The sequence below is a fragment of the Prosthecobacter sp. genome (assembly GCF_044222345.1).
Classification (GTDB): Bacteria; Verrucomicrobiota; Verrucomicrobiia; order Verrucomicrobiales; family Verrucomicrobiaceae; genus Prosthecobacter.
This window is the reverse complement of sequence record NZ_JBGANL010000066.1, coordinates 1-24,221: the sequence shown is the minus strand read 5'-3', so window position 1 is coordinate 24,221 and position 24,221 is coordinate 1. Positions and strand designations below refer to the sequence as shown.

24 protein-coding genes and 1 pseudogene are annotated in these 24,221 nt (G+C 61.3%); 9 read left to right on the top strand and 16 right to left on the bottom strand.

The window, feature by feature from the left end:
- Both ACILSL_RS23590 and mdoH read left to right on the top strand, forming a co-directional pair.
- The coding region (locus tag ACILSL_RS23590) for a hypothetical protein (protein WP_395734526.1) at positions 1–261 on the top strand (261 nt) is incomplete at its 5' end.
- Positions 258–2,402: a glucans biosynthesis glucosyltransferase MdoH gene (mdoH, locus tag ACILSL_RS23585; protein WP_395734525.1), complete on the top strand. Its 2,145-nt coding sequence runs from the start codon at positions 258–260 to the stop codon at positions 2,400–2,402. The genes ACILSL_RS23590 and mdoH, both read left to right, overlap by 4 nt.
- A gap of 45 nt (positions 2,403–2,447) precedes the next feature.
- On the opposite strand, the gene ACILSL_RS23580 is transcribed toward mdoH, so the two are convergent.
- Positions 2,448–2,651, bottom strand: a complete 204-nt coding sequence (locus ACILSL_RS23580; RefSeq protein WP_395734524.1) for a hypothetical protein — start codon at positions 2,649–2,651, stop codon at positions 2,448–2,450.
- A 137-nt stretch (positions 2,652–2,788) separates the two neighbouring features.
- Positions 2,789–3,082, bottom strand: coding sequence for a hypothetical protein (locus tag ACILSL_RS23575; RefSeq protein ID WP_395734523.1), 294 nt, complete (start codon positions 3,080–3,082; stop codon positions 2,789–2,791).
- Positions 3,083–3,215: 133 nt separating this feature from the next.
- On the opposite strand from ACILSL_RS23575, the gene ACILSL_RS23570 reads away from it, so the two are divergent.
- Together ACILSL_RS23570 and ACILSL_RS23565 are read left to right on the top strand one after the other, a co-directional pair.
- Positions 3,216–4,310 carry an alpha/beta hydrolase-fold protein gene (locus ACILSL_RS23570; protein ID WP_395734522.1) on the top strand — a complete coding sequence of 365 codons (1,095 nt, stop codon included), beginning with the start codon at positions 3,216–3,218 and terminating at the stop codon, positions 4,308–4,310.
- 22 nt (positions 4,311–4,332) lie between these two features.
- Positions 4,333–4,608, top strand: a complete 276-nt coding sequence (locus ACILSL_RS23565) for a hypothetical protein (protein ID WP_395734521.1) — start codon at positions 4,333–4,335, stop codon at positions 4,606–4,608.
- 201 nt (positions 4,609–4,809) lie between these two features.
- Here the strand turns inward: ACILSL_RS23565 and ACILSL_RS23560 are convergent, their stop codons facing one another.
- The 4 genes from ACILSL_RS23560 to ccsA form a co-directional block, all read right to left on the bottom strand.
- A complete protein-coding gene (locus ACILSL_RS23560; RefSeq protein ID WP_395734520.1) occupies positions 4,810–5,055 on the bottom strand; it encodes a hypothetical protein in 246 nt (81 codons plus the stop codon).
- A 173-nt stretch (positions 5,056–5,228) separates the two neighbouring features.
- Positions 5,229–6,173, bottom strand: a complete 945-nt coding sequence (gene hemC, locus ACILSL_RS23555) for a hydroxymethylbilane synthase (protein ID WP_395734519.1) — start codon at positions 6,171–6,173, stop codon at positions 5,229–5,231.
- A complete protein-coding gene (gene hemA, locus ACILSL_RS23550; RefSeq protein WP_395734518.1) occupies positions 6,170–7,246 on the bottom strand; it encodes a glutamyl-tRNA reductase in 1,077 nt (358 codons plus the stop codon). Before hemA ends, hemC begins: the two co-directional genes overlap by 4 nt.
- Positions 7,239–8,018: a cytochrome c biogenesis protein CcsA gene (gene ccsA, locus ACILSL_RS23545; RefSeq protein ID WP_395734517.1), complete on the bottom strand. Its 780-nt coding sequence runs from the start codon at positions 8,016–8,018 to the stop codon at positions 7,239–7,241. The genes hemA and ccsA overlap by 8 nt, the downstream gene beginning before the upstream one ends.
- Positions 8,019–8,406: 388 nt before the next feature.
- On the opposite strand from ccsA, the gene ACILSL_RS23540 reads away from it, so the two are divergent.
- Positions 8,407–8,940, top strand: a complete 534-nt coding sequence (locus ACILSL_RS23540; RefSeq protein WP_395734516.1) for an adenine phosphoribosyltransferase — start codon at positions 8,407–8,409, stop codon at positions 8,938–8,940.
- Positions 8,941–8,950: 10 nt separating this feature from the next.
- The gene (glnD, locus tag ACILSL_RS23535; protein ID WP_395734515.1) at positions 8,951–11,746 is read left to right on the top strand and encodes a [protein-PII] uridylyltransferase; all 2,796 of its coding nucleotides are present in this window, start codon (positions 8,951–8,953) and stop codon (positions 11,744–11,746) included.
- A 130-nt stretch (positions 11,747–11,876) separates the two neighbouring features.
- Here the strand turns inward: glnD and ACILSL_RS23530 are convergent, their stop codons facing one another.
- The 3 genes from ACILSL_RS23530 to ACILSL_RS23520 all read right to left on the bottom strand — a co-directional run bounded on the left by ACILSL_RS23530 (position 11,877) and on the right by ACILSL_RS23520 (position 14,415).
- A complete protein-coding gene (locus tag ACILSL_RS23530) occupies positions 11,877–12,782 on the bottom strand; it encodes an EamA family transporter (RefSeq protein ID WP_395734514.1) in 906 nt (301 codons plus the stop codon).
- Positions 12,779–13,726 (bottom strand): AEC family transporter, encoded by a 948-nt coding sequence (locus tag ACILSL_RS23525; RefSeq protein WP_395734513.1) that lies wholly within the window; start codon positions 13,724–13,726, stop codon positions 12,779–12,781. Before ACILSL_RS23525 ends, ACILSL_RS23530 begins: the two co-directional genes overlap by 4 nt.
- Before the next feature lie 89 nt (positions 13,727–13,815).
- The gene (locus ACILSL_RS23520) at positions 13,816–14,415 is read right to left on the bottom strand and encodes a class I SAM-dependent methyltransferase (RefSeq protein ID WP_395734512.1); all 600 of its coding nucleotides are present in this window, start codon (positions 14,413–14,415) and stop codon (positions 13,816–13,818) included.
- A gap of 114 nt (positions 14,416–14,529) precedes the next feature.
- On the opposite strand from ACILSL_RS23520, the gene ACILSL_RS23515 reads away from it, so the two are divergent.
- Positions 14,530–15,990 carry a YdiU family protein gene (locus tag ACILSL_RS23515; protein WP_395734511.1) on the top strand — a complete coding sequence of 487 codons (1,461 nt, stop codon included), beginning with the start codon at positions 14,530–14,532 and terminating at the stop codon, positions 15,988–15,990.
- A 25-nt stretch (positions 15,991–16,015) separates the two neighbouring features.
- Here the strand turns inward: ACILSL_RS23515 and ACILSL_RS23510 are convergent, their stop codons facing one another.
- From ACILSL_RS23510 to glmS, 3 genes are all read right to left on the bottom strand, one after another.
- Complete coding sequence (locus ACILSL_RS23510) at positions 16,016–17,065, bottom strand: NAD(P)/FAD-dependent oxidoreductase (RefSeq protein ID WP_395734510.1); 1,050 nt, start codon at positions 17,063–17,065, stop codon at positions 16,016–16,018.
- 73 nt (positions 17,066–17,138) lie between these two features.
- Entirely contained in the window at positions 17,139–17,951 is an 813-nt protein-coding gene (locus tag ACILSL_RS23505) for a hypothetical protein (protein WP_395734509.1), read from the bottom strand.
- A 23-nt stretch (positions 17,952–17,974) separates the two neighbouring features.
- On the bottom strand, positions 17,975–19,828 hold the full coding sequence (glmS, locus tag ACILSL_RS23500; protein ID WP_395734508.1) for a glutamine--fructose-6-phosphate transaminase (isomerizing): 1,854 nt from the start codon (positions 19,826–19,828) through the stop codon (positions 17,975–17,977).
- Positions 19,829–19,986: 158 nt separating this feature from the next.
- Between glmS and ACILSL_RS23495 the strand changes: the two genes are divergently transcribed.
- Positions 19,987–20,223, top strand: coding sequence for a helix-turn-helix transcriptional regulator (locus tag ACILSL_RS23495; protein ID WP_395734507.1), 237 nt, complete (start codon positions 19,987–19,989; stop codon positions 20,221–20,223).
- Between the two features lie 71 nt (positions 20,224–20,294).
- Here ACILSL_RS23495 and ACILSL_RS23490 read toward each other — a convergent pair whose 3' ends face one another.
- Both ACILSL_RS23490 and ACILSL_RS23485 read right to left on the bottom strand, forming a co-directional pair.
- Positions 20,295–21,815: a LamG-like jellyroll fold domain-containing protein gene (locus tag ACILSL_RS23490; protein WP_395734506.1), complete on the bottom strand. Its 1,521-nt coding sequence runs from the start codon at positions 21,813–21,815 to the stop codon at positions 20,295–20,297.
- A complete protein-coding gene (locus ACILSL_RS23485) occupies positions 21,808–22,341 on the bottom strand; it encodes an RNA polymerase sigma factor (RefSeq protein WP_395734505.1) in 534 nt (177 codons plus the stop codon). Before ACILSL_RS23485 ends, ACILSL_RS23490 begins: the two co-directional genes overlap by 8 nt.
- Before the next feature lie 317 nt (positions 22,342–22,658).
- On the opposite strand from ACILSL_RS23485, the gene ACILSL_RS23480 reads away from it, so the two are divergent.
- Complete coding sequence (locus tag ACILSL_RS23480; protein WP_395734504.1) at positions 22,659–23,318, top strand: hypothetical protein; 660 nt, start codon at positions 22,659–22,661, stop codon at positions 23,316–23,318.
- Positions 23,319–23,345: 27 nt separating this feature from the next.
- Here the strand turns inward: ACILSL_RS23480 and dhaL are convergent, their stop codons facing one another.
- Together dhaL and ACILSL_RS23470 are read right to left on the bottom strand one after the other, a co-directional pair.
- On the bottom strand, positions 23,346–23,972 hold the full coding sequence (dhaL, locus tag ACILSL_RS23475; RefSeq protein ID WP_395734503.1) for a dihydroxyacetone kinase subunit DhaL: 627 nt from the start codon (positions 23,970–23,972) through the stop codon (positions 23,346–23,348).
- A 90-nt stretch (positions 23,973–24,062) separates the two neighbouring features.
- Positions 24,063–24,221: pseudogene (locus ACILSL_RS23470) on the bottom strand (3-hydroxy-5-phosphonooxypentane-2,4-dione thiolase LsrF); the annotation flags it as partial.

Below are 24,221 nucleotides of genomic sequence, written 5' to 3'. Positions count from 1 at the left end.
CCTTCACGCTGGCCGCAGTTCTTCCTCGATGAACAGAACATGCCCGATGACATGGCCGAGGCCATGCGCTCCGCCATTCGTACGTCCGGCCCCGGCATGCAGGTGAGCAAGATGACTCCTCGTGACATCGACCTGGGCATGTTCACCGACGTGGCGGACGACACTTTTGACCGCCTCGGCCGTCACCCCATTTTGCGCTATTCCGTGCTGATCATCATCATCGGCAGCGTGCTTGGCTACCTTTACTCCCTCTTCGGATGAGCGCACCCATTGGCAGCCAGACTGCAAACATCGCGATGACTGCGGGGATGCCGCCCAAGCACATCTCTCGCACGCGTCGCGCCACGTTTTTCTCCCTCGTCGGCCTGGGCACCATCGTGGGGGCCTGGCTGTCCTACATTTTTCTTTCGGAAAACGGCATGCGGCTTTCCGAGTGGGGGCTGCTGCTGGTGTTCATCCCGCTGTACTACCAGCTCAATGTGGGCTTCTGGACCGCGCTCTTCGGCGTGTGGCTGATGAACCGTCCGCAGCCGGACGCGCTCAATTTGTGGCTCTCACTGAACAAGGAAGACTACGAGCAGCCCATCACCGCCAGCACGGCGATCATCCTGCCGGTGTTCAATGAGGACGTGACGCGCGTGTATGAAGGTCTGCGGTCCATCTACCTCTCGCTGGAGGCCACGGGGCAGGCGGCGAACTTTGACTTTTTCATCCTGAGCGATTCCGACAAGGCCAGCCAGTGGATCGAAGAAGAAACCGCGTGGCTGGAGCTCTGCCGCCAGCTCAAGGCCTTTGGCCGCATCTTCTACCGCCGCCGCCGCAAGCAGATCAACCGCAAGAGCGGCAACGTTTCCGACTTCTGCCGCCGCTGGGGCAAACGCTACCGCTACATGATCGTGCTGGATGCGGACAGCCTCATGTCCGGCGCGCTGCTCACCAGCCTGGTGCGCATCATGGAGAAGAATCCCGGCATCGGCATTGTGCAGACGTTTCCGAAGCAGATCGCCGCAGACACGCTGCTGGGGCGCGTCATGCAGTTTGCGCAGGCGCTCTATGGTCCGCCCTTCATGGCCGGGCTGGACTACTGGCAGTGCGGCGAGGCGAACTTCTGGGGCCACAACGCCATCCTGCGTCTGGCGCCGTTCATCGAGCACTGCGCGCTGCCGCCACTGCCTGCCAATGCGCCCTTTGGCGGGCACATTCTCAGCCATGACTTTGTGGAGGCCGCGCTCATGCGCAAAGCCGGCTACGCCGTGCGCCTGCTGCCCACCACGCGTGGCAGCTATGAAGAAGGGCCGCCCACGCTGGTGGACATGCTCAAGCGCGACCGCCGCTGGTGCCAGGGCAACATGCAGCACCTCTGGCTGCTCTTTGCCAAAGGCTGGCACCCAATGAGCCGCATCAATTTCCTGCACGGCATCCTTAGCTACGTCAGCTCCCTGCTTTGGTTTCTCTTCCTCGTGCTGGCCACGCTGCTGGCCGCCACGCCGACTCCGCACGTTCAGCCGCAGGCCATCCTGGCCGAGCACATTCTTCTGGCCGTCACCGCCATGCTTATCTTCCTGCCGAAGACGGTGATCCTGCTGGATGAAGTGATCACGGGGCGAATGTTCAAGCCGCTGAAACTGCGCTTCCTCACCTTCTTCAGCAGCCTGCTGGACACCGTGGTCTTCACGCTCATGGCGCCGGTGCTCATGATCTTTCATTCGCGCTTCGTCGTTTACACCATCGTGGGCAAAAGCGTGAGCTGGGTCACCCAGCGCCGCAAGATCGACGGCGGCATCAACTGGAGCGAGATCATCTTCACCTTCCTCAGCGTCACGCTGCTGGGGCTTGCCTGGGGGGTGATCGGCTGGTTTGTCTCGAAAGCCTTCCTCATCTGGATCAGCCCCATCTTGTTTTCCCTGGTTATTTCCATCCTCGTGGCAGCCATGGTTTCCAGTGGGCGCAGCGGACGACGTCTGGGCCTCTTCCTCACGCCGGAGGAGCATGAGCCGCCCACCGTGCTGAAGACCATGCAGCAAAATCTGGTGGAGATCAAAGACCGCATCCAGCTCTCCCCCGAACTGGAGCGCCATTACGGCCTCATGCAGGTGTGTCTGGACCCTTATGTGAATGGTCTTCACGTCAGCCTGCTGCGCCGCCGCCGCACCATCGAGGTGTCATCCGCCTATCTCAAGGAGATCAGCCACCGCCTCATCACCCAGGGGCCGCAGACGCTGAACGCGCAGGAACTGAAGGCGCTGATGCACGACACGGACACGGTGACCAATCTGCACTACCGCATTTGGAGCGCCGCCGATCACGAGCTCGCGCCGTTCTGGGCCACGGCCATCCGCCAGTACAATCTCGCCTCCACCAGCCCCTTCGCCCACACTTTGGCGAAGCAGGAAGTGGAATGAGGCGGCGCGGCTCGGCAGTTTCAGACGTCGCCCTGAGGTTGGTTTTTAGAAGCCGCCAAAGTTGCCACCAAAACCACCCCCATTGCCGCCGCCACGGTAACCCCCCACGCTGCTGCGGTGGTGATGGCCGTAGCCATTGTGATGGGAAGGATGGTGATGCGGCCTGCCGTAGCCATAGGGCGCGACGCATGAACTTACTGAGTTCAGCGTGAGGATGGCCGTGAAGAGAACGAGGAGTTTTGTTTTCATTTGTTCAATCATTTGATACAGCCCGTGCGCATCCCTTCAAAGCATCGCCCCCCCCATCCGCTTTTGACGACGGATGAGATGCGGGGTGCGAGTCGAAGTTTCAGAGCCAGCTCGATTCAGCCGTCTGAACAGGCGTCTTAACGGTGATGGAAGCCACCCATGTGGCCGCCATGGAAGCCGCCAACATGAGTGTAGCCGCCGTGGTAACCACCCCAGCCGGACCGGTAGCCTGTAAAGCCTGGCCGGCCGTAATAAGGCGCACGGTAACCGCTGTAGGCGTAGCCGGGGCGGGCATGGTAGTTGTTATAAACGCCGTAGCCGTACCAAGGTCGGTAGTAGCCGGTGCTGGCATAGCCATAGGGCACGACGCAGGAACTGAGCGATCCGAGGGTGATGACCGCTGTGACAAGAAGCATGAGTTTTGTTTTCATAATCACTGAGGGTTCACTGGGGTTCGACGCTGCTATTGCGGCTGTATTCAAGAAATTGCGGCCCTATGACAGAATCGGGGCCGCTGGATTCCTGCTTCCCATTCGCCAGCCTTCATGCCAGCATCTCTGCTCTATGAAGCACCTCCTCAGCCTTGCGTTCGTTTTTGCCTGCACCTGCGCTGCCTTGGCCCAGAAAAATGGGCCGGTCATTTCACCGGACATTCAGGACGATCAGAGTGTGACCTTCCGCCTGCGTTCGCCCAAATCTCAAAGCGTGGCCGTGCGCGGCCAGTGGGACAGGCAGGCCGTCCCAATGACGAAGGACGCGGAGGGACTGTGGAATCTCTCCGTGCCCGGCGTGCCCGCTGGCGTGTGGGAGTACAGCTTCGTGGTCGATGGCCTGACGATGATCGACCCCGTTAATCCGGCGCAGAAGCCGCAGCGCAATCCCACCTCCAGCATCCTGCACATTCCCGGCACACCGCCCAATCCCTGGGACTTTCAGGACGTGCCGCACGGCACCGTGCACCAGCACACCTACCTCTCCAAGGCGCTCAGCAAACAACGCAGCGCCTGGGTGTACACGCCGCCCGGCTATGAAGCAGGCACACAGAAGGAATACCCGCTCTTCGTCCTCCAGCACGGCTCCGGCGACCGCCATGAGACCTGGGTGGTGCATGGCAAGGCGCACTGGATTCTCGACAACCTCATCGCCGCCGGCAAAGCCAGGCCCATGATCATCCTCATGATCGACGGCCACCCACTCGGCCAGATCCCGCGTGAGATGGCGGACCGCCGTACCCAATCGCTGACGGCGTTTAAAAACGAGCTTTTCCAAGATGCCATTCCGCTCGTGGAGAGCCATTACCGCGTGTCAGCGGATCACACTCAGCGCGCCATCGCCGGACTCAGCATGGGCGGCTGGCAGGCCCTTAGCATCGGCATGACGAACCTCGACTGCTTCGCCTGGATCGGCTCCTTCAGCGGCGCGGTGGATGAAAATGAGATCAAGCCTGCGCTGGATGACGCCACCGGCACCAACGCCAAGCTCAAGCTGCTGTGGATCGCCTGCGGAGAAAAAGACTTCCTCCTCGACCGCAACCACCAGCTCATCGCCAATCTCAAAACCAGTGGTGTGAACCACGAATGGCACGAGACGGCAGGTGATCATTCGTGGCCCGTGTGGCGCAATTATCTCACGGAGTTTGCACCGAAGCTGTTTCGGTGAGGAACCGCATGCCAAAACAACCATGAGCCAGAAGACAGCTCAGGATGTGACGGTCAAAAGTCCCCCGAAATTTATCTGCTCGTCTGTGGCCGGACTGATGATTCTTGCCGCGCTTGAAGGACTCGAATTCTTCCATGCGCGCCTGGATGTGAACACCCATCATTATATCTGGCTGGGTACGCTGGGAGTGGCGGGCATGCTGCTGCTGGCAGCATGGATGAGGAGGGAGTATGCGCGGCAGTTGTGGTCAGTTACTGTGATCTGGCTCGTCCTCGTCGGAGTGAGCATTCTGGGGTAGGAGCTTCCCAGACGCGGCACCTTTGGAATTGCTGGAGTGAGCGGGTGCGCAGCCAGCACGCGGGAGTTTGATCCGCAGGTGCTGTGTTTCCGGTCATTCAGCGCATCCCAGCGCTGCGCCGTCAGATGACCGAGACGATGGCTGGCGGGAAGACGGGGGGCGAGTCTTGGGGCAACACGGTGACCCTGGTCTCTTTCGCTGTTAATGGTGATGACCCCCGTGGTGTCCGCTGTATCCGCCATGGTACCCCCCATGATGGCCGCCGTGGCCGTAGGAATGCGAGCGATAGCCGGGGCTGTAACGAGAGGAGCCGTAGCCGCCGTACGGGCGGGCGTAGGAGCGGCCGTAACCGTAGCCATATCCGCCTCCATAATAAGGATCGACACAGGAACTCAAGGAACCCAGGGCAAGAATGGCGCTGAAGAGGAGAAGCAGTTTTGTTTTCATAGTCGCAGAGTCGGACGCAGGTTCTCAGGATCTATTCAGCCATTGCGGTGCTTTACAAAAATGTCGTCGGATTCTCCACGTCACGTCAGGCAGTGATGCGGCCGCGTCTGGCGGCACATCGGCATTTCGTTCCATTCGATTGCGGGCAGGACGCCCGCATCATCGGGTGCGCCTCAGAGCATCCCCGCCAGATCCGCTGCGAGCTGTGCGGCTTCGTGCACGGGACGGCTGGCCTCACGTTCGACAGGGGGGAGGGAAAGGTCGGCTTCGTTGAAGACACGTACGGCCATGTGGAGCTGGCCGTCTTTGATCCAGGTATGCGCGCCCACGGGGGTCTGGCAGCCGGCACCGAGAATTTTGAGGAATTCGCGCTCGGCGGTGATGCGGGATTCGGTTTCGGCGTGGTTGAGTGCGCGGATGGCGTGAATGGTCGCTTCATTTCCAGCGCGGCATTCGATGGCGATGGCGCCCTGCCCGGCGGCGGGGAGGAATTTCACGGGATCGAGCACCAGGCCGTAGAGGGTGTGGGTGTCGATGTGGATGCGGCTGAGGTTCGCATTCAGCAGGCCCAGACGCAGCAGGCCGGCGGCAGCCAGCAGCACGGCATCCAGCGCGTTTTCACCGAGTACTTTTTTCACGCGGGTGGGCACGTTGCCACGAATTTCGACGATCTGGACATCCGGCCGCAGGAACTTCAACTGCGCGGCACGCCGCACGCTGCTGGTGCCGACACGGGCACCCTGAGGCAGGGTTTCGAGGGTGTAGGGGTGCGCGCTGACGAGAACATCCTCAATGGCGGCACGTGGCAGGACGGCGGCGATGGTGAAACCGGCGGCGAGATCGCTGGGCACGTCCTTGAGGCTGTGCACGGCAGCGTCGATCTGGCTGTCCGCGAGGGCGATTTCGAGCTCCTTGATGAAGATGCCTTTGTCCACCTGCGCCACGTCGCTGAACTCGGAGAAGCGGAGGTCCTGGCGTTTGTCGCCGCTGGTCTGGATGATCTGGCGCTCGATCTGCAGATGCGGATGCGCGGTCTGCAGGTCTGCCGTGACCATTTTCGTCTGAGTGAGGGCCAGTTCGCTGCCGCGGGTGCCGAGGATGATTTTTGCGATGCTCATGAAACGAGGAAGCTTTGCTGGGAATGACCGGGAGGGGTGAGAAAGCCGTATTTTTCGAGCTGTTCTTCGATGATGCGCTCACAGGAGGCGAGCTGGCGTTCGCGTTCGCGGCGGCCCTCGTCGGCGATGGCCTGCAGGGCGTCGATGTCGTAGAGATAGACGCCTTCGATGTTGTTCACGGCCGGGTCCACGTCACGCGGCACGGCGATGTCGATGATGAGCAGGGGCTCCCAGCGGCGCTTGCGCATGACCTGCTCGATCTGCTCGGGCTTGATGACGAAATGCGGGGCGCTGGTGCTGGAGATGATCACGTCCACCTCGTGCAGGGCGTGCTCCCATTCGTCGAACTTCATGGCGCGGCCCTTCATCTCGGTGGCAAGCTCCACGGCTTTGTCGTAGCTGCGGTTGGAGACGATGATGCTCTTGGCGCCGCGTGAGAGCAGGCTCTGTGCGCAGGTGCGGCTCATTTCGCCGGCGCCGACGAGCATGACGCGGCATTCCTTGAGATCGTGGACCTTTTCCGCCAGATCCACGGCCACGCTGCCCACGCTGGTGGAGCCGCGCTGGATGGTGGTCTCGTTGCGCACCTTTTTGCCGACGGTGAAGGCCTGCTGGAAGAGTTTGTTCAGCGCACGGCTGGTGGTGCCGGTGTCGAGGGCTAGTTTGTAGGCCGCCTTGACCTGGCCGAAGATTTCCGTCTCGCCAAGCACCATGGAGTCGAGCCCGCTGACCACGCGGAAAAGATGCCGCGCGGCTTCGGCGGAATCGAGATTGTAGAGCACCAGGGCTTCCGCGTGCTCGGGCTGAAGTTCAAAGTGCTCGATGAGGTACTGGCGCAGGGCTGCGTGGCCGTCCTTGCCGCTGGGCAGGGCGTGCGTGGCGTAGAGCTCCACGCGGTTGCAGGTGCTGAGGACGACGCTTTCTTCAAAGCCCGGCAGGCCGCGCACCTGCTGCACGGCGGCGGGCACTTGCGCCTCGGGAAACGCGAGGCGCTCACGCACCTCGACGGGGGTGGTTTTGTAGTTCAGGCCCACACAGACGAGGCCGCTGCGAATGTTCGTCGGCTCAGGCATGCGTAACGATCCACAGAGAAATGAACGGCAAAATGAAGCCGATGACGGCCAGCCACGCGGTCTTGCGCGGGGAGGTAAAATGCTTCCACATGAGGAGGGAGATCACGGCATATAGGCCCCAGACGATCCAGGCGAAGGCGACGTGGCTGGTCTTCGTCATGGGCAGATGCAGGGCAAAGGAAATGCCCAGTGCGATGCTCAGCAGCAGCAGGCCGAGGCGCACGGTGCGCTGGATCGCGTGCGCGAGCCCCTGAATGGGCGGCAACTGGTAAAACAGGCCGCCGATTTGGTGCCGCTTGAGCATGCGCTCCTGAACGAGGTACATCACGCCGGTGATGCAGGCCAGGGCGAAGGCCGCGTAGGAGATGAGCGCCAGCGCGATGTGCAGCTCCACCAGAGCATTGATGGGCCCCTTGGGCGGGTAGGGCGCGAAGCCGTTCATGAACGCAATCCCCTGCATCAGCGCGACCAGCGGCGCAGTGAAAACCCCTAGCAGTGACAGACGGAACGCCGGGCCGACAAGGAAATACAGCAGCACAATGCTCCAGGCGATGAAGCCCAGAATGTCCGGCAGGCTGCGGATGGGGCACTGATGCACCTCTTCTCCGCGCAGGTAGATAAAGCCGGTCTGAAGCACAAAACCCAGCGCCATGAGGAAGAACTGCGCACGCGCCTGCTTCCAGGCGCCTGCCTTGAGCGCCAGCAATGCCTGCACGAGCGCGCTCACAAAAATGAGCGTGGCGGCAAGAAGCAGTTTCTGGGAGGGAGGCATTGGATCGGGGGGGCGGACATTCGCGGTCTTGTGACGTTTCTGCAAGGGTGAACACGCTGTGTGCGGCTTGTCAGTCTGGCGGAGATCTGCTCTTATTTTGTCATGGCTGCCGACAAAAGCCGCGATTCTGGCATTGAGGTCCAAACTTCCAAGCTGAGCCGCGCCCTGCCTGAATCCGCCCCAGGCGACGATTTGATGGATAAATCCACGTCCGGCAGAAGATCGACAGCGGCTTGGCGGACATCGCAGCCAGCCGGGTGAAGTAGCCTGAAGAGGTGCTGTTGAAGTTTGGTCTCGCTGGTTGAGGGCGGGCGCGCTTGGATCGAGGACGACTCATGCTGGCGCATGACGCTTGCGCATCCCCGCATCTCCTCCATGATCGCAGGGCATGGCTCCCGACATTCTCGACAGCATCCGCCGCACGATCCGCGACGTGCCTGATTTCCCCAATCCCGGCATTCTTTTCAAAGACATCACTCCGGTGCTGGCCAATCCGACGCTGCTGGCGCAGACGATTGATGGCATGATCGAGGCCACGGGAATCACCGGGGTGGACAAAGTCGTCGGGATCGATGCGCGGGGTTTCATCTTTGGGGCGCTGATTGCGGAACGTCTGGGCGCGGGTTTCATTCCGGTGCGCAAGAAGGGCAAGCTGCCCTGGCAGACGCGGGGGATTGATTACTCGCTCGAATACGGCACGAACTCGGTCGAGATGCACCTGGATGCCATCTCCCCGGGGGAAACGGTGCTGCTGGCGGACGATCTGCTGGCCACGGGCGGCACGGCGGCGGCGGCGCTGCACCTCATCGGGCAGGCGGGCGGCAAGGTGCTGGGCAGCACGTTTTTCATTGAACTGGCGTTCCTCGGCGGGCGCGAAAAAGTGAGTGATTCCGGCCCGGTTCACGCACTGATCACCTACTGACCTCTGCTGCATGACCGAACGCGACTACCTGCGGCACCTGAACAAGAGCGCGCAGAAATTTTTCCCACCGGATGACAAGCTGCCTCGCGGACGCACCGAAACGCTGCGCCAGGCGAAGCGTTTCCTCAAGATCAAGGAGCAGCGCATCAAGCAGCGGCACCGTTCTGGCAGTTTTAGCGGTGCGGAAATCTGCCGCATGCGGTCGGATGTGATAGATGTCCTCGTACGCATCCTCTGGGAAGAGGCCCTGTCCGCCCTGAATCCCGCGGTGCGTGCCAAGCTCAATGTCAGTGTGATTGCCCACGGCGGCTATGGGCGGCGCGTGATGAGTCCGGGCAGCGATGTGGACTTCACCTTCATGTTTCCCGGCAACAGCGGCAAGGTGTCCAACGAAGTGGTGCAGCTGATCCGCGACTACCTGCTCTACTTCTACGATCTGAAGCTCAAGGTCGGCCATGGTTCACGCTGCGTGGGCGAGTGCATCAAGCTGGCCAACGAGAGCATGGAGACCAAGACCGCGCTGATGGAGGCCCGCCTCGTCACCGGCCAGAAGACGGCCTTTGAGGAGTTCCGCTCCCGCTTTGACAAAGAATGCATGGACGGGCAGGAGGGGGACTTTTTGAAGCTGCGGCAGATCGATCTGAACAACCGCCACACCAAGTATGAGAACACCCCCTTTGTGCAGGAGCCGCATGTGAAAAACGGCTGCGGCGGGCTGCGGGACTACCAGAACCTGATCTGGATGACGTATGCGCGGCACCGCACGCTGAACCCCAAGGATCTCGTGGCCCTCGGCCTGATTTCAAAGGCGGGCTGGAAAGAGGTGGAGCAGGGGTATGAATTCATCCTGCGTGTGCGCAATGAAATGCACTACACCGAAAAGCGTGCCGAAGACCTCTTAACTTTGCGCCTGCAGGGGCCGGTGGCCACGCACCTCGGCTACCGCCACAAACGCATCCTGCGCCGCATCGAGGCGCTGATGCACGGCTACTACACGGCCACGCGCGACATTTTGCAGCGCAGCAACGAGGTGATGGACCGCTTTCACCTGGAGGCGCTGGAAACCCGCAAGCAGAGCAAGCTCATCGGCTTCATCGCGCGGCGGAAGGCTGAGAAGGAGCAGGAGAGCTTTGACGGCTTCAACCGCAAGCATGAGCGCCTCTATGCGGAAAGCCCGACGATCTTCAAGGACGATCCGGAGCGCATGATGCGCCTCTTTCTCCATACACAGAAGAGGCACCTGCGCCTCAGCCCGGATTTGTTCCAGCTCATTCAGGACAACTTCCGCCTGGTGGACACCAGCTTCCGCTACAGCAAGACCAACCGTGAGACGTTTGAGACGATTCTCTCCCACAAAGGAGATGCGGCGCGCACGCTGCGGCAGATGCACCGCGTGGGCTTCCTCGGACGTTACATGCCGGAGTTTGGGGTGCTCACGAATCTGGTGCAGCATGAGTTCTTCCATCTCTACACGGCGGATGAGCACACGCTGCGCACCATCGACAAACTCGATGAGCTGAGCGATCCCACTCTGAAAGGCGGGGACCTCTTTCAGCAGCTGTTTCACGATCTGCAGCAGCCATATGTGCTGTACCTCTCACTCCTGCTGCATGACGCAGGCCGTGCGGCCAACAAGAAGACGCACAGCGATGAAAGCACCACGCTGGCCGCCGCCGTCTCCCGCCGCCTGCAGATCAAGGGCGAGCGCCGCAGGCTGCTGCTCTTCCTGGTGGACAATCACCTGCTGATGTACCGCACCGCCACAACCAAGAGCCTGGATGACCCGCAGGTCATCGAGGAGTTCGTCAGCATCGTGCGCACGAAGGAGAATCTGGACACGCTGATGCTCATGACCTATGCGGACTCGAAGGGCACCAGCGACAAGAGCTGGTCGGGGTACAAGGAGGCGTCCATCCGCCAGCTTTACCACAGCGCGCTGCGTTTCATGAACGCGCCGGCGGATTTCATGCGCAATGTGCAGGTGCCCCTGGCGGATCTGAAAAAGGAGGTGCTGCGCCGTCTCGGCACCGGCTATGAGGCGGAGGTGGACGCGCACTTCCGCCACATGCCGCCCTCGTATTTCAATTTCCGTGAGGCGGATCTCATTGCCACGCATCTGCGTCAGTTCCGGCAGTTTTTTGAGCAGCTCATCCGCGAGGAAGCCGCCGCCGGTCTGCTGCCGGTCATGGCCTGGGTGGATCACGTGGACCAGGGCTACAGCGAACTCACCGTCGTCTGCTGGGACCGCCACCTGCTCCTCGCACGCATCTCCGGCGCTCTGGCGGCGGAAAGCATCAACATTCTCAGCGCGGATCTCTACCAGCGCGCCGACCATCTCGTGCTGGACACCTTCCGGGTCTGCAACACGAACTTCGCCGCCGTCACCACCAAGAGCGCCCGTGCGCGTGTCGAGGAATCCGTGCGCAAAGCCTTCAGCGGACAGACCTTTGATTTTGGAGATGCGATCATCCAGAAGCTGGGCAAGTCGATCACGATGCTTGATGAGATCGGCGCGGAGATCCCGCAGCGCATCTACGTGAACAATCATCTCTCGCCGGACCAGACGGTGCTGGAACTGCAGCTCGTGGACCGCCTGGGGCTGCTCTATGACATTTTCATGGCCATCGGCCGCCTTGGGCACAACGTCACGCATGCACGCATCAGCACGGAAAAAGGCGTCGCCATTGATGCCATCTACGTGCAGGACGAGCACAGCCAGAAAATCACCGATCACGAGCAGCTGGACGAGCTGGCTGCCGCCGTGACGGAGGCAGCGCACCTGCGTCTGAGCTCGGGCAAGGAGTAATGGCAGATACATTCCCCGCGTTGCATCGTTCGGAGAGCGCCCATGAAGCTCTACGCACTCCTGGCCGTGGGTATCGAGCCGTGCTCTTCCGCCGCATCCGACGACAAGACTCCGGTAGAGCGGGGCAGGGCTATCTGGCCTGCATGCGGGAGATCACCGCGCAGATCACTCCGACCATGAGCAGCAGCGCGGCGATGATGCGGATGCCGTAGGCCTTGCCGGATTCGTGGCGTTCGCGGTTGCCCAGCAGCGGCCCGAACAGGGCGACGACGGCGAGGCTCCACATGCCGCGCGTGGCATAGACGACGTTCACGCCGACGGCGTCATTGAAGTACGCGAGTGAAAGACCCAAGGTCATCGATTGCGCGGCAATCAAGGCGCTGCCACCGATGGACCACTGTGTGGCGCGATTCCATGGAATCGGCGGACGATTGGGCAGCAGCGTCATCGAAAGGAGTGAGAGCACGCCGGTGGTGCCGGACAGGAGAGCCAGAAAGGTCTTCGGGCCGAATGAGGGCGCCCATTTTTGCAGGAACACATCGGCGAAGGCGTAGAGTGAGGCGCTGATCAGAGCCATGACCACCGGACCGGCGAGCCGCGCGCCTTTCGGCGTTTTGAAATCGGTGGCACTCATGAGGAAGATGCCGCCCGTGGTGATAATGGCGGCCACCCACATGAGCGGCTTCATGCTGTCTGTGATGAACAGGCTGGCTCCGAGCGCGACAAACACGACCTTGGACCCCAGCACCGGTGTGACGAGCGACACATCCCCGCGCTGCATGGCGATGAAGGTGAACCAGCCTCCGACGAAAAACAGCGTGCCCAGCCCGACCGGCAGGTACCAGTCTTGCCAACGCACGGGCTGCGTTTCGAGTAAAGCGAGCGGCAGAAACGCGAGCGTGCTGGTCCAGTTGTTGATGTGAAAGCAGGCCATCGGGCGTGCTCCTTCCGTGAGCGCTTTTTTCAGCAGCAAGGACGCGATCGCGTAGCCGACGGCGGCAACAAGCGGGAAGAGCAAATACCAGGGAAGATTCATGAGCCGACCAGTTTCAGCCCCCAGGCAATGACAAGAGGCGTGGTGACGCAGCTCACAATGGTCGTCGCCATCACAACCTGCACGGCGGTGGATGCCTGCCCCCCGTAGAGGCGTGCGATCATGATGTTAAACACGGCGGAAGGCATGGCCGCCTGCACGACAATGACGCGCTTCAATTCCAAGCTGATCGGCAGATGGTAGGCCGCCAGCAGAAAGGCCACGGGGATGACGCCCAGGCGCAAAATGGGACTGACGATCGCCACCTTCCACTGCATGGCGCCCTGTCCCCAGAGATCCGCGATGGAGGCGCCGATGAGCAGCACCGCCAGCGGCACCGCGCAGGCGCCCAGCATGGCAAAGGTGTTGTGCGCAATCTGCGGCACATGGGCATGCAGGCCGGTGAAATTGAGCACCAGCGAGGTCAGAATGGTGAGGACCGGTGCATTCAGCGCCAGCCGCCACGGGGCTTTGTTCAGGCCCGTCAGCAGCCCGACTCCCGCAGTCCAGCACGCCAGCTCCACGCCGAGCGTGAAGGTGAAGAGCACGCCCAGCGTGCCCTTGTCTGGAAACAACGCGGTGACGATGGGGATGGCCACAAAGCCATAATTTTGCAGGCCGCAGGCCACGCTGAAGGTGCGTCGGCCCTCGCCTTTTTTCAGGCCGATCAGGGGGGCCACAAAATACGTGAATGCGATGCCGAGCGCGACAAGCGCATAACCCAGTCCGGCTGCCACCAGCACCGGCGGCAGACGCATCACGGCGGGGTTTCCCACCACGCGCTCGATGATCAGCGCCGGCGTGAGCATCATGACGGAGAGCTTCATCAGGCTCACATCCGCCTCCGGTTTCAGCAGCCCTGTCTTGCGAGCCAGCGCCCCGGCGGCCATCGTGAGATAGACCGGCACGGCCACGGAGAGAATGCTGGAGTAGTCGAGGTTGGCCATTTGCGCGGCCTCCAGCTAGGCGGAGATGGGGGCTTCTGCAAGTACCTCAGAGGGAGGGAGCGCCATCGCACACAAACGTATCTGTATTTTTATCCGCGCTTCCACACCACCCACAGCTCCGGCGGGGACGCCGCACGATTGATCGGCCGCATATGCTGCACCTCATACCGTCGCGATTCCAGCCCAGCCGCCCAGACCGCGATGCTCCGGCCCTCCTCGGCGCCGCCTTCATGGCCGGGGTACACGGCGATGGTGAGCAGTCCGCCCGGCTTCAAGAGTTCCAGCGCCGCCTGCACGGCGATCATCGTGGTTTCCGTGCGGGTGATGAGCGTTTTGTCCGTCCCCGGCAGGTAGCCGAGATTGAACATGATCGCGCTGATCTTCCCATGCTGCTCCGCCGGCACCTTCTCGCGCATCGTTTCATGCCCGGAATGAATCAAAGTCGTCATCTCCGCCGGCACTCGCTTCGCCGTTTCCACCAGAGCTGTCGCTTGCACATCAAAGGCATACACATGGCCGCCGGGGCTCACGCATTGGGTCAGGAAGAGGGTGTCATGGCCGTTGCCCATCGTCGCATCCACTGCGATGTCGCCGGGGCGCAGGCGGTCCTTCAGCATCAGCTGCGCCCACAGCACGGAGGACGGCAGGCCGCCATTCGGACTGGCGAGGTGGGGTTTGGGAGGAATCATGCGCGGAGGATAGAGACTTCATCGGCGGAATAAAGCGCCGGATGGCACGATCCCACAGATGGTCTGCGCAGTGGACTTGCCACCCGAGTTGGCGGATGAAGGCGTATTCTCTCCATGTCTGCGTCTGCCCCCACCACCCCCAATTCATCTGGCTGGAACTTCGACCATTCCTACGCCCGCCTGCCTGCAATGCTCCACGAGCATCTGGAGCCCACGCCGGTCAAGGAGCCGCGCATGGTGGTATTCAATCACGCGCTGGCGCAGTCTCTGGGCTTGAATGCCCCAGCATTGGCGGACCGCGCAGCGATCTTTGCAGGCAACGAACTTCCCGAGGGCGCTGAGCCGCTGGCCCAAGCCTACGCAGGTCACCAGTACGGCCATTTCACCGGCCTGGGAGATGGCCGCGCCATCCTGCTCGGAGAGCAAATCACTCCCAAAGGAGAGCGCTTTGACGTTCAGCTCAAAGGCTCGGGCCCTACCCCCTTCTCACGGCGTGGGGACGGCCGTGCGGCTCTGGGGCCCATGCTGCGCGAATACATCATCAGCGAGGCCATGCACTCGCTCGGCATCCCCACCACCCGCAGCCTCGCGGTTGTAACCACCGGCGAGAAAGTCTTCCGCCAGGAGTCACTGCCGGGTGCCGTGCTCACCCGCATCGCCGCCAGCCACATCCGCGTGGGCACCTTCGAATGGGCTGCGGCGCACAGAGATCAAGGCGCCCTCCAAGCTCTCGCTGATCACACCCTGCAGCGCCATTATCCCGAACTCGTCACGGCGGCAGCACCTTACCTCGCGCTGCTCGAAGCAGTGATGGAACGCCAGGCCCGCCTCATCGCCCAATGGCAGTGCGTTGGATTCATTCACGGCGTCATGAACACCGACAACGTCGCGCTCAGCGGCGAGACCATCGACTATGGTCCCTGCGCCTTCATGGATGCCTTTGACCCCGCCACCGTGTTCAGCTCCATCGATCGCAATGGCCGCTACGCCTACGGCAACCAGCCGCAGATCGCCCAGTGGAACCTCGCCCGTCTGGCAGAGGCCCTGCTGCCCCTGCTTCATGTGGATGAAAAGCAGGCCGTGGAGCTTGCCAATGCGGCCATCGAAAGTTTCAAGACGACCTTTGAAGGCCACTGGCTCACTGGCATGCGGGCCAAGCTGGGGCTGTTCACCGAAGAGGCCGGGGACCGGGCGTTGATCGAAAGCCTGCTGACATGGATGAAGGAGCAGAAGGCCGATTTCACCAACACCTTCCGCACTTTGAACCCCGCTGCTGCGCTGCACGAAGATCCCGCCTTCACCTCCTGGCATGCGCAGTGGCAGGCCCGGTTGCAGCGTCAGCCGCAGTCTGCGGATGAAGTATTGCAGTGCATGCGTGCGCACAATCCGGCGGTGATTCCGCGCAATCACAAGGTGGAAGAGGCGCTCGCGGCTGCGGTGGAGCGCAATGATTTGAGTGTGATGCAGCGATTGCTGGAGGTGCTGGCGAAGCCGTATGAGGATCACGAGGTCTTGTCTGAGTACAGCACATCCGGTCTGCCACCAGGCGCTTATCAGACTTTTTGTGGGACGTGAGAGGCCTAGATACTGAGCTTCACGCTCAAATCTGATTCCGCTGCAGATCCAGCTCCGGATCCAGCGCGCCACCATCCAGCAAATGCTCAATGAGATGCCTGGCCAGCCACGGGCTCCTCAGAGAGCCTTTGGAGCCGAGGCCATTCAGGAAAGCGACACGCGGATGAGCGGGGTGCGTACCCATGAGCGCCTGCTGGTTCTTGATGATGGGCCGCACCGCCGTCTGCATGGCGGTGATCGTTGCAGGCACCTTGAGCAGGCTGCGCAAATTCGTTTCCAACTGCTGCACCTGCTCGGGCGCAGGCGTGTGCGGATCGTCAAACTTCCATTCGTAGGTCGATCCGGCGCGCAGCGTGCCGTCTGGGCGGGGCAGGAGCCAGCTGCCTCGGTTGAGAATGCGCCGCTCGCCCCGCATTTCGGCTTCCACCGTGAGGATGGTGCCGCGTGCGGACTGAAACGGCACCCAGTTGAAAAGGGGGTGTTTTTCCGCGCTCCACCCCTGCGCCCAGATGACGTGGGAGAAGCGCTGGCCCTGCCACTCCACGCCGGTGCCGTCATCACTCACCTCGCTGGGCTGCACGTCCGCCTGCACCCAGGCTCCGAGTTCAGCGAAAAACCTGCGGCTGGCCTGAAGATACGCCGTGGTGTCCAGCCAGGCGGCGTGGCGCTGTTGGAAGCCGTTGGCGGGATTATGGATCACCCCGGCATCCAGCTCCGGAAGCCGGGGGTGCAGGAATGGCTGCATGTCGGGATCCTGCCGGCGCTTGTGCCATTTGGCGATTTCTGCCTCGTTTTTGAGCAGGCGTACGTAGCCGCGCGGGAAGAAGCAGCGCTGCCCAAGGCGCTGGCCGCAGCGGCGGTAGAAGCCCAGGGCCTCACGGTAAAACCGGGTATAACGCCAGCTGACCGTCAGTCGCATGCCCGTGATCGGCGTGATCAAACCGGCCGCCACCTTGGAGCAGGTCACTGGCTCGTCGCGATCCACAATCACAAAGGGCACACCGCGCTCCCACAGACGCCAGGCAGCCGCCGTGCCGGCGAGTCCCTGGCCAATGATGAGGATGCGAGGTGGCATGAAAGGAGTGTGGGCCCTTTAGCCCGAAATCAGGCCTGAGTCATTCACTGGCGCGCAAAAAACAAACGGCAGCTCACGGCTGCTTTTCCAGCATCACCTGCATGATCTCCTTGAGCTTCTCATGGGTCTTGATGACCTGCTCCGCCGTGGGGGCGGTGGGGATGGCGCTGCGCCACAGAGAGCTGATTTCTTCGATGGCGGCACCAATGTGTTTGATCATGGGCTCTTCATGCTTGGGCATGCCGAGGCGGTTGAAGTCATCACGGATCTCCTGGAGGATCACGGGCGAGCCGATGCACAAAGGGCGCACTTCCACGGTGTCATTTTCCACGACCACGCTCGAGACGATCTCCAGCAGTCGCAGCCAGAGGCCCAGATCGATCAGGACCGCCAAGTCATCGTCCTTTTGCTCCCGCAGCATGCGGATCAGCACCTGGTGGCTGTCCACGATCTCGCTGCGCAGCTCTTTCCACTCGTTGCTTTCAGCCATTTTGCCCTGAGCCATGAGGCGGGGCAGGAGTTTTTCACCCAGCCCCAGCATGCGGCAGTAGCTGAGCACTTCCTGGTTGTTGTTGCGGAACTGCTGGGAATCCCCCGCCTGCCAGATCAAGAAGCTGTCCGCCATCAGGCCGCCAAGAAGCAGGGCGGCACGCCCCCGATCTGTGGGCGGAGTCGGAGGCGGCGGGCGAAACAGCAGTCGCCAGCGCGCCTTCGTGCGCTGGCCGATCAGGTCCAGGAAATCCGCCGGCGTCTGATCCCCTAGAATGATGGAGGGGGCGGCGGCGTCCAGAGCGGGTTCATCAGCCCCGGCAGGCATTCCACCCAGGCACAGCCCCAGCGCTACGAGGCAAATCGTACGGCGGGAGCGTGACGGGGGAGCGGACATGATGGGGAGCGAACGACATTACTTTACTCCACTGTAACACTTTTGGCGAGATTTCTTGGTTTATCGACATCACACCCGCGTGCGACGGCGGTGTAGTAGGACAAAAGCTGCAGCGGGACGACGTTCAAAATCGGCGTCAGGTAGGACGGGCAGTCCGGCACGTAGATCACGTCATCGGTGATGCGCTCCAGCTCCGTGCGGCCTTCCGTGGTCACGGCGATGACGGGGCCTTTGCGGGCGCGCACTTCCTCGATGTTGCTGACGTTCTTGTCGAAGACGGCATCGCCCGGGGCGATGAAGACGGAAGGCATGTCAGGCTTCACCAGGGCGATGACGCCGTGCTTCAGCTCCGCACTCGGGTGGCCGCTGGCGTAAATGTAGCTGATTTCCTTCATCTTCAGCGCACCTTCCAGCGCCACCGGGTAGTTCATCTGGCGGCCCATGAAGAGCATGCCCTCGGCGTGGCAGTGCTTTTCAGCGATGGCCTTGATCTTGTCCGCCTGCTTGAGGATCTGCACGATCTTGTCCGGCAGCGCTTCGAGCTGGTCGATCATTTCCAGTCCGTCCACGCTGGAAAGATGGTGGATGCGGCCCAGCAGCATGCTGAGGAGGGTGAGGATGGTGACCTGAGAGGTGAAGGTCTTCGTGGCGGCCACACCGATTTCCGGCCCGGCGTGGATGTACACACCACCGTCGCTCTCGCGGGCGATGGTGCTGCCCACCGTGTTCACGATGCCCAGGCAGCGGATGCCCTTGCGCTGGCCTTCGCGCATGGCCGCGAGCGTGTCGATCGTCTCGCCGCTCTGGCTCATCACAAACTGCAGCGTGTTCTTGTTCGTGGGCACGTTGCGGTAGCGGAACTCACTGGCGATCTCCACTTCCGTCGGCACACGGGCGAGGGATTCGATCAAATACTCACCCACCATGGCGGCATGGTAGGCCGTGCCGCAGCCGGCGAGGATGATGCGGTCGATCTGGACCAGCTCCTTCGGGCTCATGTTCAGACCACCCATGATGGCGGTGCACTCGTCACGGGAAAGGCGGCCGCGCATCGCATTGCGCAGGGAATTGGGCTGCTCGTAGATCTCCTTGAGCATGAAGTGTGGGAATTCGCCCTTCTCGGCGTCATCCGCGCTGAACTCCACACGGCTTACCTTCACCTCGGCAGGCACACCTTGGTGAGACTGTACGTCATAGCTGTCTTTGGTGATCGTGACGATGTCGTAGTCGTTCAGATAAACCACGTCACGGGTGTGGGACACCACGGCGGACACGTCGCTGGCCAGGAAATGCTCGTGCTTGCCAAGACCGACGATCAGCGGGCTGCCCAGACGCGCGCCAACGATCACGCCGGGGAGATCCCCATGCATGACGGCGATGCCGTAGGTGCCCTTCACCCGGGCCAACGCGGCTTTGAGGGCGTTCACCAGACGCAGCGTGCCGTCTTTCTCGGTGGATTCGTCAAAGTAGGTGCCCACCAGGTGGGAAAGCACCTCCGTATCTGTTTGAGATTGAAAGGTGTGGCCTTTGGCGACCAGCTGGTCCCGCAGTGTCTGGTAGTTTTCGATCACGCCATTGTGCACCAGCACCAGCTTGCCGGACTGGTCCGGGTGCGGATGGGCGTTCACGTCCGTGGCCGGGCCGTGGGTGGCCCAGCGGGTGTGGGAGATGCCCATCGTGCCCAGCGGATTCGCCTCCGTCACGGCCTGGCGCAGGTTGTCGATGCGACCGGCGCGTTTCACGATCCGGAGGTTCTCGCCGCCGCCATTGAGGGCCATGCCGGCCGAGTCATAGCCGCGATATTCCAGACGACGCAGCCCATCCAAGAGGATGGAGCTGGCCTGACGATTGCCGATGTATCCAACGATTCCGCACATGAGAGAAAGTAAAAAAGGGTAAAAAAGCCCCTGCCGAAAATGGCAGGGAAATACGATACCCCCTCGCACAACCCACGCCAGCAGTTCGTGGTGAACCTAATTTTTCTTTACTAAAACAAAGTCCGGTCTGGGACTGGGTCGGGAAGGCGTTGGGTAGGATGCAGAACCATCAAAGCCAGTCAATGAACGCGGGCAGCTCTGGTGGTGTCAGCATCTGCATGACAAACAAACCCAACTCGAGCCCGAAAGAGAAAGACAGCCTGACCCCAAGGGAGAAGGAGATTCAGAGTCTCTTCGCCCGGGGAAAATCGCCTGAAACCATCGCCATCAGGATGGGCATGAAGATCTCTAAGGTATTGATGGTGCTCGCGATGGTGCCCAAACCGCTGATCTGATGGGTAGGCAGGACTCTACTGGGGAGAGGCGGTGGAATAAGGCCGGGAAAAGGCGATATAGGGCACCTGCATTAATTCGCCAGCGTCGCGATCTCCGCATCGCTCAGTGCGCGGTCCCAGAGGGTGAATTCATCCATCGCGCCGCTGAGGTGGCGGATGGCGACGCCGCCGGTCTTGCGGCCATCGTTCCAGTTGCCGAGTTCGGCGATGCCGATCTTCAGCGCCTGCGTGTGCTTGAGTTTGGAGCGTGTCAGCAGCTCGCCATTGGCATAATGCCGCACCTCCTGGGTGGCGGGATCAAAGACGACGGCCAGATGCGTCCAGCGGCCAAAGCGTTCCGGGGTGAAGAAGACAGGTGTGTCATGATCGGCGTGTTGAGCACCCGCGCTGCCGGCGATGCCGAGGCGCACTTTGCCGTCCCGAGTGATCTGCCAGTGGATTTTGCGGTCACCCCAGCCTTCGGACATGAAGAGGGAGTTGAAGGTGCGGTCGAGACCGTTGACGCGCACCCAGACGGCCATGGTCAGGGTCTTGGTTTCACCGGGAATGTTCAGCCGCACGCGGTCGCTGACGTTGCGGAATTCGAGGGCGCGTTTGCCCGGCCAGCGGCCGGTGGTCCAGGAGGCACCGACGATGCTTCCGTCTTCAATCTGGCCACCGTTCACGGCGTGATTGCGCAGGGAGCGTGAGCCTTCGTCGTCCTGGAAGTCAAAGCGCAGGCGCAGACCGGAATCGGCGTTCAGCTTGGAGCTGGAGGCCAGCCACTTTTCAAACTGGAAGCGCTGGGACATCGCGCTGCGGGCGTCGATCTCGTTGAGGGAGGCAAAGCTGGACGCATTCGCGGTGAGCATGGCAGTGTCGCCTGCGATCGCCATGGCCTGGCCTTCTTTGAGGGATTTCATGGTCGCGGTGGGCTGATGCAGCTCCACCTCGCCTTTGAAGACATGCACCTCCTCATTCGCGGCGCTCACATCGAGGCCGAACTCGGTGCCGAGATCGACGATGGTGCCTTTCGGGGTGTTGATGCGGAAGCCCTTCGCCTGTGGCGGCACCTGGGCGCTGAGTTTGCCGCGCGTGCAGGTGGCTTCACCGGAAGACACGAGCTGCAATTCAGCGGGACCTTCGATCAGGACGCGCGCGCCCTGATAAAACTCGATCTGGGCGATGCCGGATTTGAGCTTGAGCCAGCCGGGCGAGAGAGGCGTGCCGGGAGTGATGGTGGCGGATTCCCATTCCAGATTCACACCGCGTGTGAGCACGGCGACGGAGGCGGTGGTTTCTTCGGCTTCGGGCCGCGGGTCCATGGCAGCATTCATCAACCAGGTGCCCAGCAGGGTGATGCAGGCGGCCATGGCCGCGACGCTGGTGACGGTGGCGAAGGTGAAGCGGCGCCTGGGCAGAAGTTTGGGGCGGATGATGTTGTCCGCCACCAGTGGCTTGGTGGCGCGCAGCATGGCGTCCATGTCGAAGTGCTGGAGCAGGCGTTCGCCGAGTTCTGGCTGTGCCTTGAGCAGCGTGTGCAGGTCCTCGGCCTCGGCAGTGGTGAGCGTGCCTTCGAGGTAGCGCTGGATGAGGGTGTCGGTGTCAGGCATGAGCTGGGCCTCCTTGGTTGCTCGAGCGCTCAATGCACTCGCGCAGTTTTTCGCGCACGCGTGAAAGGGCGCGGCAGACGGTGTCCGCTTTCATGTTGATCTGATCCGCGATCTGTGGGGTGCCGATGTCGTTGTAATAGTAGAGCTCCACCAGCTCGCGGCTTTTCTCCGGCAGCTTTTGCAGGCAGGAGCGCAGCACGCTGATCTCTTCCTCGTAGCGAGGCGGTGCCTCGCGCTCTTCCGCCAGCAGGCGGATGTGGTCGGCCAGCTTTTGCACGACCTCGGGCTGCTGCTTGGTGCGCTCGCGCCACTGCCGCATGGCGATGTGCCGCGTCATGGTGGCCAGCAGCGGGCGCGCATCGGTGCTGAGATCCCATTTCGATTCCTTGGCCATGAATTCGAGAAACACCTGCTGCGTTATGTCCTCCATCAGCCCCGGCCACGGCGCATACTTCAGCGCGACGCCCCTCACAAAATCGTGATGGGCGAGGAAAACCTGCGCGGCCTGGGTCTCGTGGGTGTTCATGCGTGTGGCATTATCTCACGCGGGAAGGGGGAACCGGACAGGTTTTTTTGAACTGTGCGACATGTTGACCGCCGAGCTGTTTTCCGCTTCCATGCCAATCATCACTACTGACGATAAAAATGTCCCTTCGGCGTAAAATAAGAGTATCCAAATGGATCTGGGGTTCCGACCCAGGGCCATTTGAAGGGAATGATGTTCGAATGCGCGGAGGAATTATTGGTCGATGCATTCTATGTGGATCAAGAAAGCAATTGCGACTGAGCCACATAATTCCAAAATGGGGATTGAAGTGGCATAAGGACGTTTGGGGTGGTTTGGTGAAGACTTTACTCCTCAGTAGAGGAGTCGAACTTGTTCAGCAGGATGGAAATAAGCACTATCTCATGTGTGAGAATTGCGAGCAGCTCGCCGCTATTTCTGAATCATATGCTTACGCTCTTACGATACGGAACAATACTGAGTTGAGGAAAAAGGGAACTCATCATCTGTTCCTTGAACGCTATTGGAGACTGAGAGTAGACCTTATCGCTCAATTCATTGCAGTCACTGCATTGAGAATTCACTTTGCCAAAAGTGAGCCATTGGCGAAGACAATATTTCCTAGCATCATTCGCAAGACACTTCGGAGTATTGCATTGGATGGAACCCAAAAAGGGGATGTTGTCGTAGCCGCATGGCGTTTCGTACCGCCTAAATCCAACCCAGAACACGATCCACGGCAAGACATTTCCGAGATGTATGAAGGTGGAGGAGAACTTGGTCGCACATTCATTCTTCAAGTTGGCGGATTGGAGTGGATGTTGTGCTTTGACTCTGAACGAGTAAAAAAAAGGATCGGAGATATCGGTCTGAAAGGAAGATGGATAGATCGGATCGTAAGCCTGCCATACGACGAGCATCGCCTATTTAAGTATCCAGAGAAGTGGGTGCCTCAGATCCAAGCGCAAATCAGCAACGAAAAATCTAATAGTAGATGACTAGAGGAGGATGAATTCTTCAGCACCCTAAGCCAGCACAAAATCCCGCATCGTGTTGAGCATCACCACGACGGAGCAGGCGCCGGCGTCGGGAAAGCCGAGGCAGGCTTCGCCGAGGGTTTTGGCGCGACCGAACTGGGCGATCATGGCTTTGCTGGCTTCTTTGCCGGACTCTGCGGCGGCGGCGACAGCAGTGAGGGCTTCGGTGAGGGAGAGGGCGGTGGACTCGCGGGCTTTTTCGGCGGCGGGGGCGAGGGCGTCGATCATGGTCTTGTCGCCGGGCTTGGCACCGCCGCGTTTCATGACGCCTTCGAGGGCGGCGGTGAGGAGGAGGGAGAGCGCTTCGGCGTTGAAGGAGGGACGGCCTGCGAGCGCTTTCCCACCGGCGCGATAGACGGTGCCGAAGAGGGCACCGGAGGCGCCGCCCATGCTGGTCATCATGGCCGTGCCAGTGGCGACGAAGACCTGCTCCACGGTGGCGGGGTCCATGGGCTCAAGCTGGGCTTTGACGGCTTCCATGCCGCGCTTCATGCCAAGGCCGTGGTCGCCATCGCCGAGATCGCGGTCGGCCTGGGAGAGCATGGGTTCGGCGGCGATGATGGCATCGGCCACCTGCAGCATCATGAGGCGCACTTGGTTGGGTTTGAGTTCCATGGTCGGAGGGGGAGCGGGTGGGTGTGGTGGATGGAAGAAGGGGGATCAAGATGATCCCCCTCCTGTGAATGTGTTTGGTTGCCTCGAAGCTTACTTCTTGCGCAGCTCCTTCTTCTTCAGGTCGTTGTACAATTCGAAAGCCTTGTTCGCATTCAGCCCACCGTGGACGACGCCATGCACCGCCTGCATCATGGAGACAGGAGCGTCGCTCTGGAAGATGTTACGTCCCATGTCCACGCCGCTGGCGCC